The organism is Clostridium tetanomorphum, from assembly GCF_017873215.1.
GTDB lineage: Bacteria > Bacillota > Clostridia > Clostridiales > Clostridiaceae > Clostridium_AO > Clostridium_AO tetanomorphum.
This window is the reverse complement of the sequence record NZ_JAGGKA010000006.1, coordinates 169,386-184,163: the sequence shown is the minus strand read 5'-3', so window position 1 is coordinate 184,163 and position 14,778 is coordinate 169,386. Positions and strand designations below refer to the sequence as shown.

Genomic DNA, 14,778 nt, shown 5'->3' with positions numbered 1-14,778 from the left:
TGTTGAGTATGAAAGTATTAGTAAGTGCATGTGTACTAGGATGTAATTGTAAATATAATGGAAGAAACAATCGCAATGAAGCTGTGATTGAATATCTAAAAGGAAAAGAGGTTCTCAGTATTTGTCCTGAAATGTTAGCCAATATGCCTATTCCCCGACCATGTGCTGAGATTGTTGATGAAGTAGTGATGGATGATAAGGGAAATAATGTTGATTCTGATTATAGGAAAGCAGTTGCGCTTGCATTAGAAAAAATAGAAGGAGAAAAAATTGATTTGGCTATTTTGCAGTCAAGAAGTCCAACTTGCGGAGTTAACAATATATATGATGGAACATTTACCGGGAAGCTAATATCTGGTCAGGGACTTTTTGCTAAAGCCCTGATTACTAAAGGGTACCCCGTAAAAGATGCAGAAGATTTTAATATGTAGATTCGAAATAGAAAAATTCAATGTTTTTGCCGAATATCAGTTGGTCGTCGTGTCTAACTTTTCATTACATTAGAAAGAGGGATTAGCATTGCTGATCCCTTTTTCTGTACTCCAAAGGGGTACAGCCAATCTGTTCTCGGAAAGTTTTCGTAAAGTAGCTGCTGCTTTGAAATCCGCATTGAAAGGCAATATCGATAGAAGTCATATCTGTATCGATTAACATTTGACATGCTTTTTGGATTCGATATTGTTTCAGGTACTGATTCGGTGTGGAATGGATTGTACGGTGAAAACAGCGCAGAACTTCGCTTTCACTGATCAGCGCTACCCTTGCTAAAGTAGAGATGGTTATGGTTTCTGAAAAATGCATCTGAATGTATTGAAGCATGGTTTTTATTCGATCGGCATTTCGAAGATTTCGAATTCTGGGTTTTGCTTCACATATGGAATGATTTGTTAGCACAATTAGAATCAATTGCGATAATTCGTTCCTGACATATATTTCAAAACCATTTTCAGTGTTATAAAGTCTGTTCCATACAGAAATCGAGTAAGCGAGTATTTTGTCCTGCCAGTTAATGAATGGGTCTAATAAAATGTATGGCAGATTTTTATTCTGGATAATCGGCTCAATATAATTTTGCCAGTATATACTATCTATGCTTCCGATTAGCCTTGGATGAAAAACAATGGATCTTAAAACGTATTCGCCATCGTTTGTTGCATGAATGGAATGAAGAAAGCCTGCATTGATAAATATCCCTTGATTTTTGTTTAGGATATGTTCTGTGCTATTAACAGATACTTTTATCGATCCTGAGATTACCCATATAATCTCAAAATCTTCGTGCCAGTGCCAGGGAATAGAATAGCTTGATAAGTTTTCCTCATAAAAAGCAATCGGGAATTCTGACGTTCCATGCTTTTGAACTTCTTCACCGGAAGAATTCACTGTTACATTACATTTTGCTATGCTCATACAAGATACCTTCTCTTTGACGATTTTATTATATAATTTCGAGTGAAATATTATATAAAAGTTCGTTGAATGATGATATTATTATATCACAAAAAAGAGAAGGAGATCAATATGTTTCAATTACTGTTAGTAATTATCTATATTGCATTTATTAGTCTTGGATTGCCCGATTCCTTATTGGGTTCGGCATGGCCATCCATGTATATGGAATTTGGGGTGCCGATTTCATACATAGGCGTCATTTCTATGATTATTGCAATCGGAACCGTTGTTTCAAGTTTACAGAGTGATAAACTTACCCGTAAATTTGGAACCGGAAAGATAACGACCATCAGCATTACTATGACGGCAGTTGCTTTATTTGGCTTTTCCAGTTCACACTCATTTGGTTTGCTTTGTTTCTGGGCAGTTCCTTACGGACTTGGAGCAGGTAGTGTTGATGCATCCTTGAATAATTATGTAGCACTTCACTATGCAAGCAGACATATGAGTTGGCTTCATTGTATGTGGGGAATCGGCGCAACTATTGGGCCTTATATGATGGGATATGCCTTGAAGCATGGTCAGAATTGGAATGCAGGTTATCAGTATATTTCCTTTTTACAGATTGCTTTTGCAGTAGTTTTGTTTTTTAGCCTGCCGTTATGGAAGAACCAAAAAGGGACGGCAGAAGAGAATGATATTTTAGCGGGAAAAGCATTGCCTTTGAAAGAGGTAATTCAGATTTCTGGAGCAAAAGAAGTAATGCTTTGTTTCTTTTGCTACTGTGCTTTGGAACAGACGACCGGCTTATGGGCAAGCAGTTATCTTACCCTGATCAAAGGATTTTCAATTGAGACAGCGGCTGGTTTTGCAAGTATGTTTTTTATTGGTATTACCATTGGGAGGGTATTAAGTGGATTTATAAGTATGAAATTAAGCGATTTACAAATGATTCGTCTGGGGCAGGGAATCATTGCGGCTGGTATTATTATGATGTTACTGCCGTTAAATGAAGTAATATCTTTGGTCGGCTTGTTTTTCTTTGGTTTTGGATGTGCGCCAATCTACCCATGTATTATTCACTCCACTCCGTCCCGTTTTGGTGCGGATAAGTCACAGGCAATCATCGGGGTTCAGATGGCAAGTGCATATGTGGGAACCTGTGTGATGCCGCCGCTATTCGGCTTAATTGCAAAGCATATAAATATTGTTTTGCTGCCGGTATATTTGCTAATCATTCTTTTATTAATGGTGATGATGCATGAATTGCTGGTAAAAAAAACTGCTTGAAGGGATGAAGAAAATGTTTGCTGATTATCATGTTCACACAGAATTTAGCGATGATTCTGTTTATGAAATGGAAGAGGTTGTAAAAGATGCAATACAAATAAAAATGGAAGAAATATGTTTTACGGATCATGTAGATTATGGAGTTAAGCTGGACTGGAATGATAAGAAAGAAATTCAATATCGCGATGGTATGCCTATGGCAAATGTGTATTATCCAGAATATTTTGAGACGATTAAGGAATTACAATATTTATATGGTGACTTGATTGCTATAAAAAAGGGAATGGAGTTTGGAGTACAGGTGCATACAATTTCTCAATATGAAAAGCTCTTTGTGAAATATCCATTTGATTTTATTATTCTATCTGTGCATCAAATAGATAACTTGGAATTATGGACACAGGATTTTCAGAAAGGAAAGAGCCAGAAAGAATATAACGAAAAATATTATCAAGAGCTGCTGGAAATTGTAAAACAATATAAAAATTATAGTGTTTTGGGACATTTAGATAATATTATAAGATATGATAAAAATGGCACATATCCGTTTGAAAAGATTTCAGACATAGTTAATGAAATTTTAAAAATTGTCATTCGTGATGGAAAAGGAATAGAAGTAAATACGTCATCCTACAGATATGGACTTACGGATATGACACCATCCAAAGATATACTTACTTTATATAAAAAATTAGGCGGTGAGATTATCACGATTGGAAGCGACAGTCATAAAAAAGGACAGCTAGGTGCACATATTGAAAATACCAAGAAAGTATTATTCGATATGGGATTTCGATATCATTGTACATACGAGAATATGAGGCCGCATTTTCATAAGTTGATATAATAGAAAATTGTCCGGATAACTTAGTTTATCTTCACTATAAAAGGAGACACAGTATGCGATCAGAAAAAGAAATGATGGATTTAATCATAGCAGTTGCCAACAATGATGTCCGCATTCGTGCGGCCTACTTAGAAGGTTCACGTGCAAATCCAAATGTACCAAAAGATATCTTTCAAGATTATGATATTGTATATGTTGTTACAGAAACAAGGTCATTCAGAGAGGACAAAGCCTGGATTGATCGATTTGGTGAGCGCTTGTATATGCAATATCCAGAGGAAAATATCTACTACACTTCTGATGTTGAAAATTGCTATGGTTGGCTAATTCAATTCACTGATGGAAATAGATTGGATTTACATGTAAAGACATTAGAAAATGTACTTAATAGTCTAGAATTGTATAAAACACTAGTTGACAAGGACAATATCATGCCTCAAAAACAAGTATTGTCCGATGAAGAATATTGGGTGAAAAAGCCGGTGCCAAATCAATTCTATTGTACATGTAATGAATTTTGGTGGTGTTTAAATAATGTGGCGAAGGGATTATGGAGGAATGAGATTCCATATGCAATGGATATGATAAATTTTCAAATAAGGCCAATGCTTAGGCGGCTGCTGGAATGGAAAATTGGGATTGATAATGATTTTTCAGTCAGCGCAGGGAAATCCGCAAAATACATGGACAAGTATTTGCCGAAAGGGATTTATGAACAATACTTAGAATCTTATTCGAAAGCACAAATAAACGCTATATGGGATGCTGTTTTTCTCATGTGCGATTTGTTTCAGAAAATTTCTTTGGAGGTAAGTGAGAAATTAAATTTCCCCTACGATTTGACAGAAGCAAGAAATAGCAAGAGCTACCTTGAGCGCGTTAAAAGCTTACCGTCCAACGCAACAGAAATATACTAGATTTGCCTATTGCGATGAAGAGGAAGCGCTTTGCCTTAAGGAATACGAATATAAGCGCAAGCAAAATAATACACCCGAAGATATGTTTATACAAATTGATATTCCACTGACATTGATACATCAATTTGAACTTATGAAAAACGCCGGTTTTAAAACGGTTGAAGTTTTGTATCAAAATTGTGGAACAGTAATTATTAGAGCAGAAAAATAGCAACTAATGAAATGATGTAGGGGGTGATAATGATTGAAGTTCAATGGTTACTATGTCCTATATGTGGCAATAAAACAAGACTGAAAATTAGGAAAGATACAATCCTCGAAAACTTCCCCCTATACTGTCCCAAATGTAAACAAGAATCTCTAATCAATGTGCTACAACTCAATATGTCAGTTATCAAAGAGCCAGACGCAAAGACGCAGAGCCGATAATCAATGAGTACATATCTCTTGATTATCGGCTCTTTTCATATAACAATTTTCTGTTATACGATTGCTGACAAATTTAACAGACATACAAAGCCGTCATTTTCCGTTAAAAATCGGAAAGAGTATACCTGTAATTCTTCTTATTCTGGCGGCTTTGGGATAAGGAGGTTTTTATGTACCCCAAAGCATTTTTTTCTCTGAGAGAAACGCCGCCATATTGTGACGGTTTAATATAGCAGAAAAATTTCATTTACATAGTTTAAAAGTATTATATCAACTTGTGGGCGGCTATTGCGCCCATTTTTTATTCGACACCTTTCGCGCTAATTTGCGTAAAGGTGTTTTTTTGTATCCTTTTTTCACTGACAACGTATGGAACAAGCCTTGTCACTTCGGGCCAACTTGGCCCGAAGTCCGACCTCGCTGTCGTTCCCCTCCCGCTCCATTTCGATTCACTATTCCCTAAAAAATCGAAATGGAGGAACGCCTTATGGCAAAAATCAATCTGCGGGATTATTACCCGTTTTATAATTCAGACTTTTTTGTTGAGATATCAGATGAAATCAAGGACGCTTTGCTGGAAGCAGAACGTTTGGAGAAAAACTACATTCGCCGCCGCTTCTATAACAAAGCCCACTATTCGCTGGACGCTGACGACGGGATCGAAAAGGATATTCTTTTTGAATCCCTTTCCCCTTGCGAGATTTACGAGCGTAAAATTACTTCCGAACAACTGCACTCCGCAATCGCTTACTTGCCGGACAAGCAAGGAAAACGAATTTATGCCCATTACATACTCGGTATGAGTAAATCCGATATTGCACGGGCAGAGGGTATAAATGAAAAAGCCGTCAGAGTTGCTATTGAGAAAGGGTTGAAAAGCATGGAGAAATTTTTGAAAAAGTCTTAATTTCCAGTTCCGAATTTGCCTTTCAAATCACATGGCTATTAGAAGGAGTTTTTTCTCCATCTGCCGTTCTTTGACAACTGAATACAGATAACCCGGATACGTTCAATCAAAAGGGAGCCAAGCCACAGGGTACGCCAAAACCGCCCGTTGAAAGGGGGAAAAACCAAACGGAGCGTGAGCGATTCCTACCAACTGTGACAGAGCAGATATGGCAATCTACCCGGCGATAATCTTTTGATTGGTACAATGATACTTACGGTTTGAACGCGTCACAGTATTGACCGTCGCGCCATCAGCATGGGGCGGGGTGAAATTCCCATGAGGGCGGTTGCCGCCGCCTGTCCGGGTTATCCTCTTATTTACCATATAGGAGGCCGCGCCGGGCATTTCTGTCTAATGACAGCCCATTCTTTCCCGGCGCGGCACTCCCCCTATTCTGGCATAGGAGAATCGAAATGGAAAAAGATATGAATTTATCGGAAATACTGCCTGAACCGTGGAGCAACAATGCTTGTCGCGGCTATGTCATTTGGGCAATGGAAAGCTGTGGTTTTAGCTCTGATGATATTCGGCGCGTGGTTATGGAACTGAACGAAAGATTTGACTTCAAATCCATTCACGAAGCAGACGGGCATTACCGGAACAGTCCCTATTGACTTCGGGCCAACTCGGCCCGAAGTATGAGGAAAGATTAACAGCCATCACTTTTGCTTATAAAGTGGTGACTGTTTATGTTTCCTCATAGGACAGCAGGAAACATAAAGTACATTTTTCATTTGAGAAGGAGGCACAAAGCGATGGTAAATCTGGAACAGATCATCACAATGCAAGATGTGGATATTGCCACAGTGGATAAATCACAGTTGACAGATGTTAGCGGAATCGACTTTGATAACAGCCTGCCTCAAAGGGAACGTGCGGCACATATTTTGAAGCAGGTAAAAAACCCTTACTGCTTCCGTCATGGAGATACTGCGGTAAAGGTAGAGTTCCCGGAGGACGGCCCCCCCTTGCAGGATGTAATTACAAACTTTCTTATACGGCAGAAAAGCGGCCTGTAATCGGTCATGTCACTTCGGGCCAACTTGGCCCGAAGTCGGTAATATCAGCTATCTAACAGTATTTTTAAGCCCTCGACAACATTGTTCGCATTATGCTGAAATGGTATAATGTAAGTGTAATGTGATAGGAAGGAGGAAGCATGGCACGAACCAAAAACAGGGAAACAAATACTGCTGTTTCTCAATTTTCGTATAATCCTACACGGTGGAATCTTGCAAAATATATCCGGTTATCCAAAGAGGACTTGAATCGTGGCAAGGACGACAGCAACAGTGTCACCAATCAAAAAAAGTTGCTTGATGATTATTACAGACAGCACCTTGATGAATTTGAAAGCGCCGAAACCTATGTTGATGACGGTTGCACAGGTACAGACACGAACCGGGCAGATTTTCAAAGACTGCTGGCCGACATTTACGCGAAAAAGGTAAACTGCGTGATTGTCAAAGACCTTTCCCGTCTTTCCCGTAACTATACGGACGCCGGGAGCCTGATTGAAAATTTGTTTGTTCAGATGAATGTACGCTTTATCAGCTTGGCAGAGGGCGTAGACAGTTATTTGAACCCTGACAGCGTATCAAGTATTCTTGTTCCTATAACGAACGTAATGAACGACCAGTATTGTTACCAAACTTCAAAGAAAATCCGTCAGGTGTTTGACTACAAGAAACGTAATGGCGAATTTATTGGCTCCTATGCCCCCTATGGCTACATCAAAGACCCCAATGATAAACACGCTTTGTTGGTAGACCATGAAGCCGCCGAAGTGGTAAAGAAGATTTTTTCCATGTGTCTAAGCGGTATGACCGTCAGGGCTATTGTGAATCATCTGAACGACCACGGTGTTATGTGTCCTTCCGTTTACAAGCAAAGTCAGGGATTAAAGTACAAATGCCCCAACGGACAGACACAGCCCATGTGGAGTACCATTACTATCAGCAATATGCTGAAAAATCCCGTCTATGTTGGAGATATGGCACAGGGGCGAAACCGTGTGAAAAGCTACAAGATACACAAAATCGAAGCTGTACCTGAAAAAGACTGGATTGTTGTCCCGAATACCCATGAACCGATTATTGACCGCGAAGCCTTTGAAAAGGTTAAGCAACTGCTAAAGCGTGACACCCGCACTTCTCCAAAACAGAAACAGCTTTATCTGTTTAGCGGCTTTCTCCGCTGTGCGGATTGTGGCCGGGCAATGTCGCGGATAGCAAGCAAGGAATTGTACGTTTACTACCAATGCGGAACATATAAGAGCCTTTCTAAAAAAGCCTGCACTATGCACTCTATTAAAAGCACAAGGCTTGAAGCGGCTGTACTCTATGCAATCCGGCAACAGGTACATCTTGCAGTCAGCTATTCCGCCATTGTATCAAAAATTAACTTGGCTCCGCTCAAAAAAAGCCAGTCGATACGGCTGAATGAACTGATTACCGCAAAAGAAAAAGAGCTTACCAAAATCATGCGGTACAAGCAAGCACTTTATCAGGACTGGAAAGACGGTCATATCACACATAATGATTACCGCCACATGAGTGAAGATTATGAACAGCAAAATGAAGCCATTGGCACAGTGATTGCCAATCTGAAAAAAGAGCGGGACGAACTGGAAAATGGCATTGACACCGAAAATCCTTTTTTAGCAACTTTCCGAAAATACGAGAACATCGACAAGCTGACAAGAGAAATCTTAATCGAACTGGTTGACCATATCAAAGTATACGAGGGCGGCGACATAAGCATACGGTTTAAGTTTGCCGACGAGCTGCGCCGCATTATCCAGTATATCGAAGTCAACTCGCATTTACAGGTAGGATAAGACACCTACACACGAACAGAGCTTGTTGGTTTTCCTAATATATAACACTCATATGTGGACACAGTAGGAAAAAATAAAAAAGCAATAGAAGAATATATAAAAAATCAACAAAATGAAGATATGATCGCCGACCAAATAAGTATTAAAGAACATATGGACCCTTTTAAGGGTGGCAAGTAACAATTAAATTGCGGCTGGCGAGATTTTCATACGTGCCTTAAGGCACAATGCTGGTAAAGTGCCCTTATAGGGCTTAAGAAAAACCACCAGCTTAGCTGGTGGATATTTATTGTGTATATTAAATAAATACATTTACATTGAAAAATAATTCAAAATGAAAAATAATATAAAACTTACCATACATATTCCATAAGAAATACTTAAGTAATCTTTAATACAAGAATCATTTATTTTATTTTTATAATCTCCATAACTTTTTATATAATCAGTGCTGTTATGATTAAAATAATAATAGAAATTTACTGATTCTACGTAGGCAGCTAAAATATCCACATTTAACAAAGGACTCATATAAAAATTTATAAAGTAGTCTCCTTTAAAATCAATGCATAATTTTTTGTTTCTTAAAACATATATAATGTATAAATATAATTGTACAAAAATACATGGGATTATAGTGCCTATATTAAATAAAAAATTAAATAGCTTTATATCATTCTGAATACTAATATTGTAGATAAAAGAATAAACTAATGCAGAAATATTTCCAAAGATTAAAATATAGAATATAGGAGCTATAAAGCCACAAACTACAGAACGAGAAATTATAGATATAGAATCATAAAAATGTATTTTTTCTCTTTTTTCTAAATTTTTTCTTTCAGTATTACTTATGTCTATTACTAGGAAAGTAATTATACAATCCAATATTTCTTTATTTTTTAAATTATATAATAGAAAAGAAGATAATGTAATTAAGAATATATAAAATCCAGCAAGTAAATTAACATTTTTTATTTTATTAGTTAATTTAAGATTAATTTTATAATAGACATCTTGTCTATCAATTTTCCAAAATATTATACTGAGTAAACAGCCGATTAAATAGCCTATCCCAATTTTTTATCCCTCCATATTAATATTATTATTAATTAATATGCAGAGTTTTTTACTTTCATTCTAGTCTTCTATTTCAGAAACATTGACTTTTCGCATTTTTATACCTGAGAATTCATAATAATCATCTTCTATATTATCTGAATCTCTAATATCATTAAAATTAGTTAAATCCTCCGAAGGAATTAGTGGAGAAGTATAATTATAGTCATCACTATAGTGCATTCTCATCATTGGACAAAAAAATCCATTAAACATACAAGGGTTCATATCTCTTGTAAAGAAAGGGTTGCAGTAATTATTATTCATATTAAACATAAAAATCCTCCTAAAATTTTTTCAGTATTAGTATATGAATGACAAAGGAATAAGTTTACAAAATAATGATAAATAAAAAAAATGGACAGTAAAAATATTACTGTCCATTTTTTATATAACTAATCTCTTTCAGTAGCTGCAGAAGTTAAAGGTGGAATAACTTGTTTTTTTCTTGACATTAGTCCAGGTACATATACACTATTTTCATTTAATTGGACATTAAAGGCTTTACTTACTAAATATTTTTCAGCTCCCACAGTTAATAGTTCAGAACCATCTTTTAATAAGTCTGTTACCATAAGTATTAAAAGATTAAATCCTTCGTCATTGCATTTATTCTCCATATAATTAATCATATCTTCTTTCATGGTGGCAAAACCTTCTGTATCCATTGTAGTAACCTGTCCTACCCCTACCTTTAAAGAACCTATTTTAAATACTTTAAAATCTTGATTGAATATTTCATCTAAAGTTTTTCCTTTAAGGGAAGTGCCGGCTTTAAACATTTCTTCAGCAAATTTTTCAGCATCTATATTTGCTATTTCTGAAAGTCTCTTAAGCATTAACTTGTCTGCAGTAGTTGAAGTTGGAGACTTAAACAAAAGTGTATCAGAAATTATAGCTGATGCTAGTATTCCAGCAATTTGTTTAGATGGTCTTATTCCATTTTCGAAAAATATAGATGCTATAATAGTAGCAGTACAACCTACAGGTTCATTTCTAAAATAAATTGGTAAACCTGTTTGTATATCACCTATTCTATGATGATCAATTACTTCAAGTAACTCAGCATCTTCAAGACCAGGGATAGATTGAGTCCTTTCATTATGGTCTACTAATATAACTTTTTTCTTATTTTTTGAAATTAAATGATATCTTGAAATGCTTCCAATAATTTTATCATCATTATCTACTACAGGATAACTTCTATATCTAGTTTGAAGCATTATTTCTTTTGCATCATCTACTAAATCCTCATTATTGAATACAACTAAATTATCTTTAGTCATTACATAGCTTACTGGTACGCTTTGAGGAATAAGTCTGGCTGCTGTAAATGTATCATAAGGAGTCATGATGATAGAACAATTTATAGTTTTGGCCTTTTCTATTATTTTTTCAGGTACATCATGTTTACCTGTAATAATCATAAGAGAAGCTTTAGAGTCAAGTATTATTTCTTGAGCATCTTCTCTATCACCACAGATAACTATATCTCCTCCATCTATAATTTCACGAGCACTCTCAGGTTGCATTGCAGTAACAACAATTTTTCCGCTAAAATTATTCATTTGTTTACTTACATATATGCACTTTGCTGAAAGTGTTTCTACGATATTTTCTAATGTAGTGCCACTTTTGGAAAGTATATTGTTATCCCATATATCCATATAAGTAGAAGTTATATTTGAAAGAGACGCAAGTCCTATAAGTTTATCATTTCCATCTACTACAGGTAAAGTTTTCACATTGTTTTTCTTCATTATAGACCAAGCCATTTTTAATGATATTTCAGGACATATTGGGGCTACATTATCGATTTTTAAATCTTTTATTTGTGTTCTTACAGTCTCAATAAGTTCTGGTGATTTAACATTAAAGTAATCAAGTACAAATTGAGTTTCTCTGTTTAATTCTCCTAGTCTTATAGGAATAGCAGGTATGTCACTGGTTTTATTTTTAAATTCAGCATAAGCTATAGCGGAACATATAGAATCTGTATCAGGATTTTTATGTCCACTTATGTATATAATATCCTTCATAAAAGAACCTCCTGTATTATATATTTGCATCTATGAATTTTTATAAGGTGAAAAAAATTTTTCACACATTTTAAATCACCTACTTATAATATCAAAAAAATACATAAATTTAAAGTATCATTTAGATTAAAGGGGGAAAATGTATAATTTAGTCTATTTTAAAAATTAAAAATATTTTCCTAATTTGGAACATATATTTAACTGTAGTTAAAAATTAAATAAATATAATAATTAATTTCAAACTTAAAAGTTCTTTATTAATTTAAAGAGATACGGGGGGATTAATGATGGTTAACGAAAAAGAGCTTTTCTCTGGATTGAGTTCACTAGAGGCAGAGAGAAGGCTTAAAAAATATGGACAGAATGTTTTAGAACAAAAAGAAAAAATATCTCCAATAAGAATTTTTTTACAGCAGTTTAATGATTTTATAATATGGGTTCTTATTGCAGCTACGGCAATTTCTGGGTTTATGGGAGAAAAAGCAGATGCCATAACAATACTTGTGATTATTATTATGAACGGAATTTTGGGTTTTATACAAGAATTTAAAACAGAGAAATCTTTAGAGGCACTAAATACTTTAGCTGCACCTACAGCTAAAGTAATAAGGAATGGAAGTTTAAAAATAATAAATGCAGAAAATATTGTTATTGGGGATTTGGTAGTTATAGAAAGTGGAGACAGGGTGCCTGCAGATTGTATTATAATAGAAGATTCATCGCTTATGATAGACGAATCTTTACTTACAGGAGAATCAGTAGGAGTAAGTAAAAGTAGTAAAGAAAAAGAAAATATTATATATATGGGGACAGTAGCTCTTACAGGTAAAGCTAAAGCTAAGGTTATAGCTACAGGAATGAAAACAGAAATGGGAAAAATAGCAGATATGTTGCAAAGTATAGAAAAAGATAAATCTCCTCTTAAAGAAAAATTGAATTCTCTTGGAAAAGTATTAGTAATAATATGTATAATCATCTGCATTATAGTAACTATTACAGGCATAAGTAGGGGACAGGATAAATATGAAATGTTTCTTTTAGGTGTAAGCTTAGCAGTAGCAGCTATTCCAGAAGGATTACCTGCTATAGTAACTGTAGCTTTAGCATTAGGTGTATCTAGAATGTTAAAAAAGAATGCATTAGTAAGAAGATTACCAGCAGTAGAAACTTTAGGGTGTACATCTGTAATATGTAGCGATAAAACAGGTACTTTAACAGAAAATAAAATGACAGTAAAGGCTTTTTACTTTAATAATATTTTATATAATATAGATAAAGATACTGTATCTGAAAATATTATGTTTAAAAAAGCAGTTACATATTGTAGTGATTGTAATATTGATTATAATGAAAGAAAACTAGAAAAAGGACTTGTTGGAGATCCTACTGAAACAGCATTAATAAAAGCCTTCTTTAATGATACTAATAAATTAAAGGAATTTTTAAGCAAGGGAAAAAGAATATATGATAAACCTTTTACTTCTGAAAGAAAGATGATGTCTGTAGTAATAAAAGAGGGATTTAAAACTAATGTATACTTAAAGGGAGCACCTGAAAGGGTAATTGCAAGATGTAAATATATATTAATTCATGGAGAAGTGAAAAATTTTACTAATGTTTATAAAAGTAAGGTATTAAAAGCTGTAGAGAATATGTCTTTTAAAGCTTTAAGATGTATTGCAGCAGCCTATAAGGAAACTTCAAATTATAGGGATAGCTCTTTGGAAAATGATTTAGTGTTTATAGGAATAGCAGGTATTATTGACCCTCCAAGAAAAGAAGTAAAGGATGCGGTATTTAAGTGTAAATTAGCAGGCATAAGACCTGTAATGATAACTGGTGACCATAAAAATACTGCTTACGCTATAGGAAAAGAGTTAGATATAGTAAAAGATGAATCGCAGGTAATAACAGGAGAAGAATTAGATAGATTAAATGATAAGGCCTTAATAAAGAATATAGATAATTTTAAAGTTTTTGCTAGAGTAAATCCTGATCATAAATTAAGAATAGTTAGAGCTTTTAAAAATACAAATAATATAGTATCTATGACAGGAGATGGAGTAAATGATGCTCCAGCAGTTAAAGAGGCTGACATAGGAATTTCTATGGGAATATCAGGTACTGATGTTACAAAAGAGGCTTCTTCAATGATACTTTTGGATGATAATTTTGCAACTATAGTAGCAGCAGTAGAGGAAGGAAGGGTAATATATGATAATATAAGAAAGTTTATAAGGTATTTGCTTTCTTGTAATTTAGGGGAAGTTTTAACTATGTTTTTAGCTTCACTATTAAATTTACCAATACCGTTATTACCTATACAAATTTTATTTGTAAATTTAGCTACGGATGGTCTTCCAGCTATAGCTTTAGGTGTAGATCCAGCAGATATAGATATAATGGAGGAAAGACCTAGACCTAAAAATGAAAGTATATTTGCCAGAGGACTTAAAGAAAAGATATTAATAAGAGGAAGTTTGATAGGGATATGTACTGTAGCAGCATTTCTAATGGGATATGTATATCAAATGGATTTGAAAGTTTGCAGAACTTTAGCTTTATGTACTTTGGTTATGTCTCAACTTATACATGTTTTTGAATGCAGGTCTGAAAGACATTCAATTTTTGAAATTAAGTTATTTACTAACATATATTTGGTAGGAGCAGTTACTGTATCAATTATTATGATTATGGCAATACTCTATATACCATTTTTACAGAAAGTATTTCATACAGTAGCATTAACTTTAGCTCAATGGTGTATAGTAATATTTTTTTCAGGAATAATTGCATTTATAAATAGTATGTATTTATTATTTTCCCATAGAAAAAAATAGAAAAGTCGAGTGATTCTAATCTTAGGTGGGATTTTTATTATAAAAGATGCTTATCCATTTGAAGTTTAGAATTACTTTTAAGAATTGTAGATATTTTTATATTATTTATATCATATA

General features: G+C 34.6%; 13 protein-coding genes and 1 pseudogene. 11 read left to right on the top strand and 3 right to left on the bottom strand.

Features of this window, described 5'->3' with window-relative positions; all coding sequences use genetic code 11:
* Window positions 1-8 precede the first annotated feature (8 nt).
* The gene (locus J2Z24_RS08090; protein ID WP_011988846.1) at window positions 9-431 is read left to right on the top strand and encodes a 2-thiouracil desulfurase family protein; all 423 of its coding nucleotides are present in this window, start codon (window positions 9-11) and stop codon (window positions 429-431) included.
* 82 nt (window positions 432-513) lie between these two features.
* Here J2Z24_RS08090 and J2Z24_RS08085 read toward each other — a convergent pair whose 3' ends face one another.
* Entirely contained in the window at window positions 514-1,410 is an 897-nt protein-coding gene (locus J2Z24_RS08085) for an AraC family transcriptional regulator (RefSeq protein ID WP_035147670.1), read from the bottom strand.
* Between the two features lie 111 nt (window positions 1,411-1,521).
* On the opposite strand from J2Z24_RS08085, the gene J2Z24_RS08080 reads away from it, so the two are divergent.
* From J2Z24_RS08080 to J2Z24_RS08040, 9 genes and pseudogenes are all read left to right on the top strand, one after another.
* Window positions 1,522-2,682, top strand: a complete 1,161-nt coding sequence (locus J2Z24_RS08080) for an MFS transporter (protein ID WP_009064824.1) — start codon at window positions 1,522-1,524, stop codon at window positions 2,680-2,682.
* Window positions 2,683-2,695: 13 nt separating this feature from the next.
* Window positions 2,696-3,529 carry a histidinol-phosphatase HisJ family protein gene (locus tag J2Z24_RS08075; protein WP_035147668.1) on the top strand — a complete coding sequence of 278 codons (834 nt, stop codon included), beginning with the start codon at window positions 2,696-2,698 and terminating at the stop codon, window positions 3,527-3,529.
* Window positions 3,530-3,582: 53 nt separating this feature from the next.
* A complete protein-coding gene (locus J2Z24_RS08070; protein WP_011988845.1) occupies window positions 3,583-4,446 on the top strand; it encodes an aminoglycoside 6-adenylyltransferase in 864 nt (287 codons plus the stop codon).
* 240 nt (window positions 4,447-4,686) lie between these two features.
* Window positions 4,687-4,875, top strand: coding sequence for a cysteine-rich KTR domain-containing protein (locus J2Z24_RS08065; protein ID WP_011988843.1), 189 nt, complete (start codon window positions 4,687-4,689; stop codon window positions 4,873-4,875).
* Window positions 4,876-5,362: 487 nt separating this feature from the next.
* Complete coding sequence (locus J2Z24_RS08060) at window positions 5,363-5,782, top strand: RNA polymerase sigma factor (protein ID WP_009064814.1); 420 nt, start codon at window positions 5,363-5,365, stop codon at window positions 5,780-5,782.
* Between the two features lie 455 nt (window positions 5,783-6,237).
* A complete protein-coding gene (locus J2Z24_RS08055) occupies window positions 6,238-6,438 on the top strand; it encodes a hypothetical protein (protein WP_011988842.1) in 201 nt (66 codons plus the stop codon).
* 141 nt (window positions 6,439-6,579) lie between these two features.
* On the top strand, window positions 6,580-6,843 hold the full coding sequence (locus J2Z24_RS08050; protein ID WP_009064822.1) for a DUF6870 family protein: 264 nt from the start codon (window positions 6,580-6,582) through the stop codon (window positions 6,841-6,843).
* A 140-nt stretch (window positions 6,844-6,983) separates the two neighbouring features.
* Window positions 6,984-8,663, top strand: coding sequence for a recombinase family protein (locus tag J2Z24_RS08045; protein WP_009064819.1), 1,680 nt, complete (start codon window positions 6,984-6,986; stop codon window positions 8,661-8,663).
* A gap of 51 nt (window positions 8,664-8,714) precedes the next feature.
* Window positions 8,715-8,843 (top strand): annotated as a pseudogene (locus J2Z24_RS08040) (IS200/IS605 family transposase); the annotation flags it as partial.
* 960 nt (window positions 8,844-9,803) lie between these two features.
* Here J2Z24_RS08040 and J2Z24_RS08035 read toward each other — a convergent pair.
* Together J2Z24_RS08035 and J2Z24_RS08030 are read right to left on the bottom strand one after the other, a co-directional pair.
* Window positions 9,804-10,058: a hypothetical protein gene (locus tag J2Z24_RS08035; protein ID WP_035144865.1), complete on the bottom strand. Its 255-nt coding sequence runs from the start codon at window positions 10,056-10,058 to the stop codon at window positions 9,804-9,806.
* 119 nt (window positions 10,059-10,177) lie between these two features.
* Window positions 10,178-11,821 (bottom strand): putative manganese-dependent inorganic diphosphatase, encoded by a 1,644-nt coding sequence (locus J2Z24_RS08030; RefSeq protein WP_035144867.1) that lies wholly within the window; start codon window positions 11,819-11,821, stop codon window positions 10,178-10,180.
* 287 nt (window positions 11,822-12,108) lie between these two features.
* Here J2Z24_RS08030 and J2Z24_RS08025 point away from each other — a divergent pair, with 287 nt between their 5' ends.
* Window positions 12,109-14,661: a calcium-translocating P-type ATPase, PMCA-type gene (locus tag J2Z24_RS08025; protein ID WP_035144869.1), complete on the top strand. Its 2,553-nt coding sequence runs from the start codon at window positions 12,109-12,111 to the stop codon at window positions 14,659-14,661.
* The last annotated feature ends 117 nt before the right edge of the window (window positions 14,662-14,778 follow it).

Coding starts and splice junctions, on each gene's coding strand:
- J2Z24_RS08065 (WP_011988843.1), top strand. CDS start 4,687: ATGATTGAAGTTCAATGGTTACTATGTCCTATATGTGGCAATAAAACA.
- J2Z24_RS08075 (WP_035147668.1), top strand. CDS start 2,696: ATGTTTGCTGATTATCATGTTCACACAGAATTTAGCGATGATTCTGTT.
- J2Z24_RS08025 (WP_035144869.1), top strand. CDS start 12,109: ATGGTTAACGAAAAAGAGCTTTTCTCTGGATTGAGTTCACTAGAGGCA.
- J2Z24_RS08045 (WP_009064819.1), top strand. CDS start 6,984: ATGGCACGAACCAAAAACAGGGAAACAAATACTGCTGTTTCTCAATTT.
- J2Z24_RS08055 (WP_011988842.1), top strand. CDS start 6,238: ATGGAAAAAGATATGAATTTATCGGAAATACTGCCTGAACCGTGGAGC.
- J2Z24_RS08035 (WP_035144865.1), bottom strand. CDS start 10,058: ATGTTTAATATGAATAATAATTACTGCAACCCTTTCTTTACAAGAGAT.
- J2Z24_RS08090 (WP_011988846.1), top strand. CDS start 9: ATGAAAGTATTAGTAAGTGCATGTGTACTAGGATGTAATTGTAAATAT.
- J2Z24_RS08070 (WP_011988845.1), top strand. CDS start 3,583: ATGCGATCAGAAAAAGAAATGATGGATTTAATCATAGCAGTTGCCAAC.
- J2Z24_RS08080 (WP_009064824.1), top strand. CDS start 1,522: ATGTTTCAATTACTGTTAGTAATTATCTATATTGCATTTATTAGTCTT.
- J2Z24_RS08050 (WP_009064822.1), top strand. CDS start 6,580: ATGGTAAATCTGGAACAGATCATCACAATGCAAGATGTGGATATTGCC.
- J2Z24_RS08030 (WP_035144867.1), bottom strand. CDS start 11,821: ATGAAGGATATTATATACATAAGTGGACATAAAAATCCTGATACAGAT.
- J2Z24_RS08060 (WP_009064814.1), top strand. CDS start 5,363: ATGGCAAAAATCAATCTGCGGGATTATTACCCGTTTTATAATTCAGAC.
- J2Z24_RS08085 (WP_035147670.1), bottom strand. CDS start 1,410: ATGAGCATAGCAAAATGTAATGTAACAGTGAATTCTTCCGGTGAAGAA.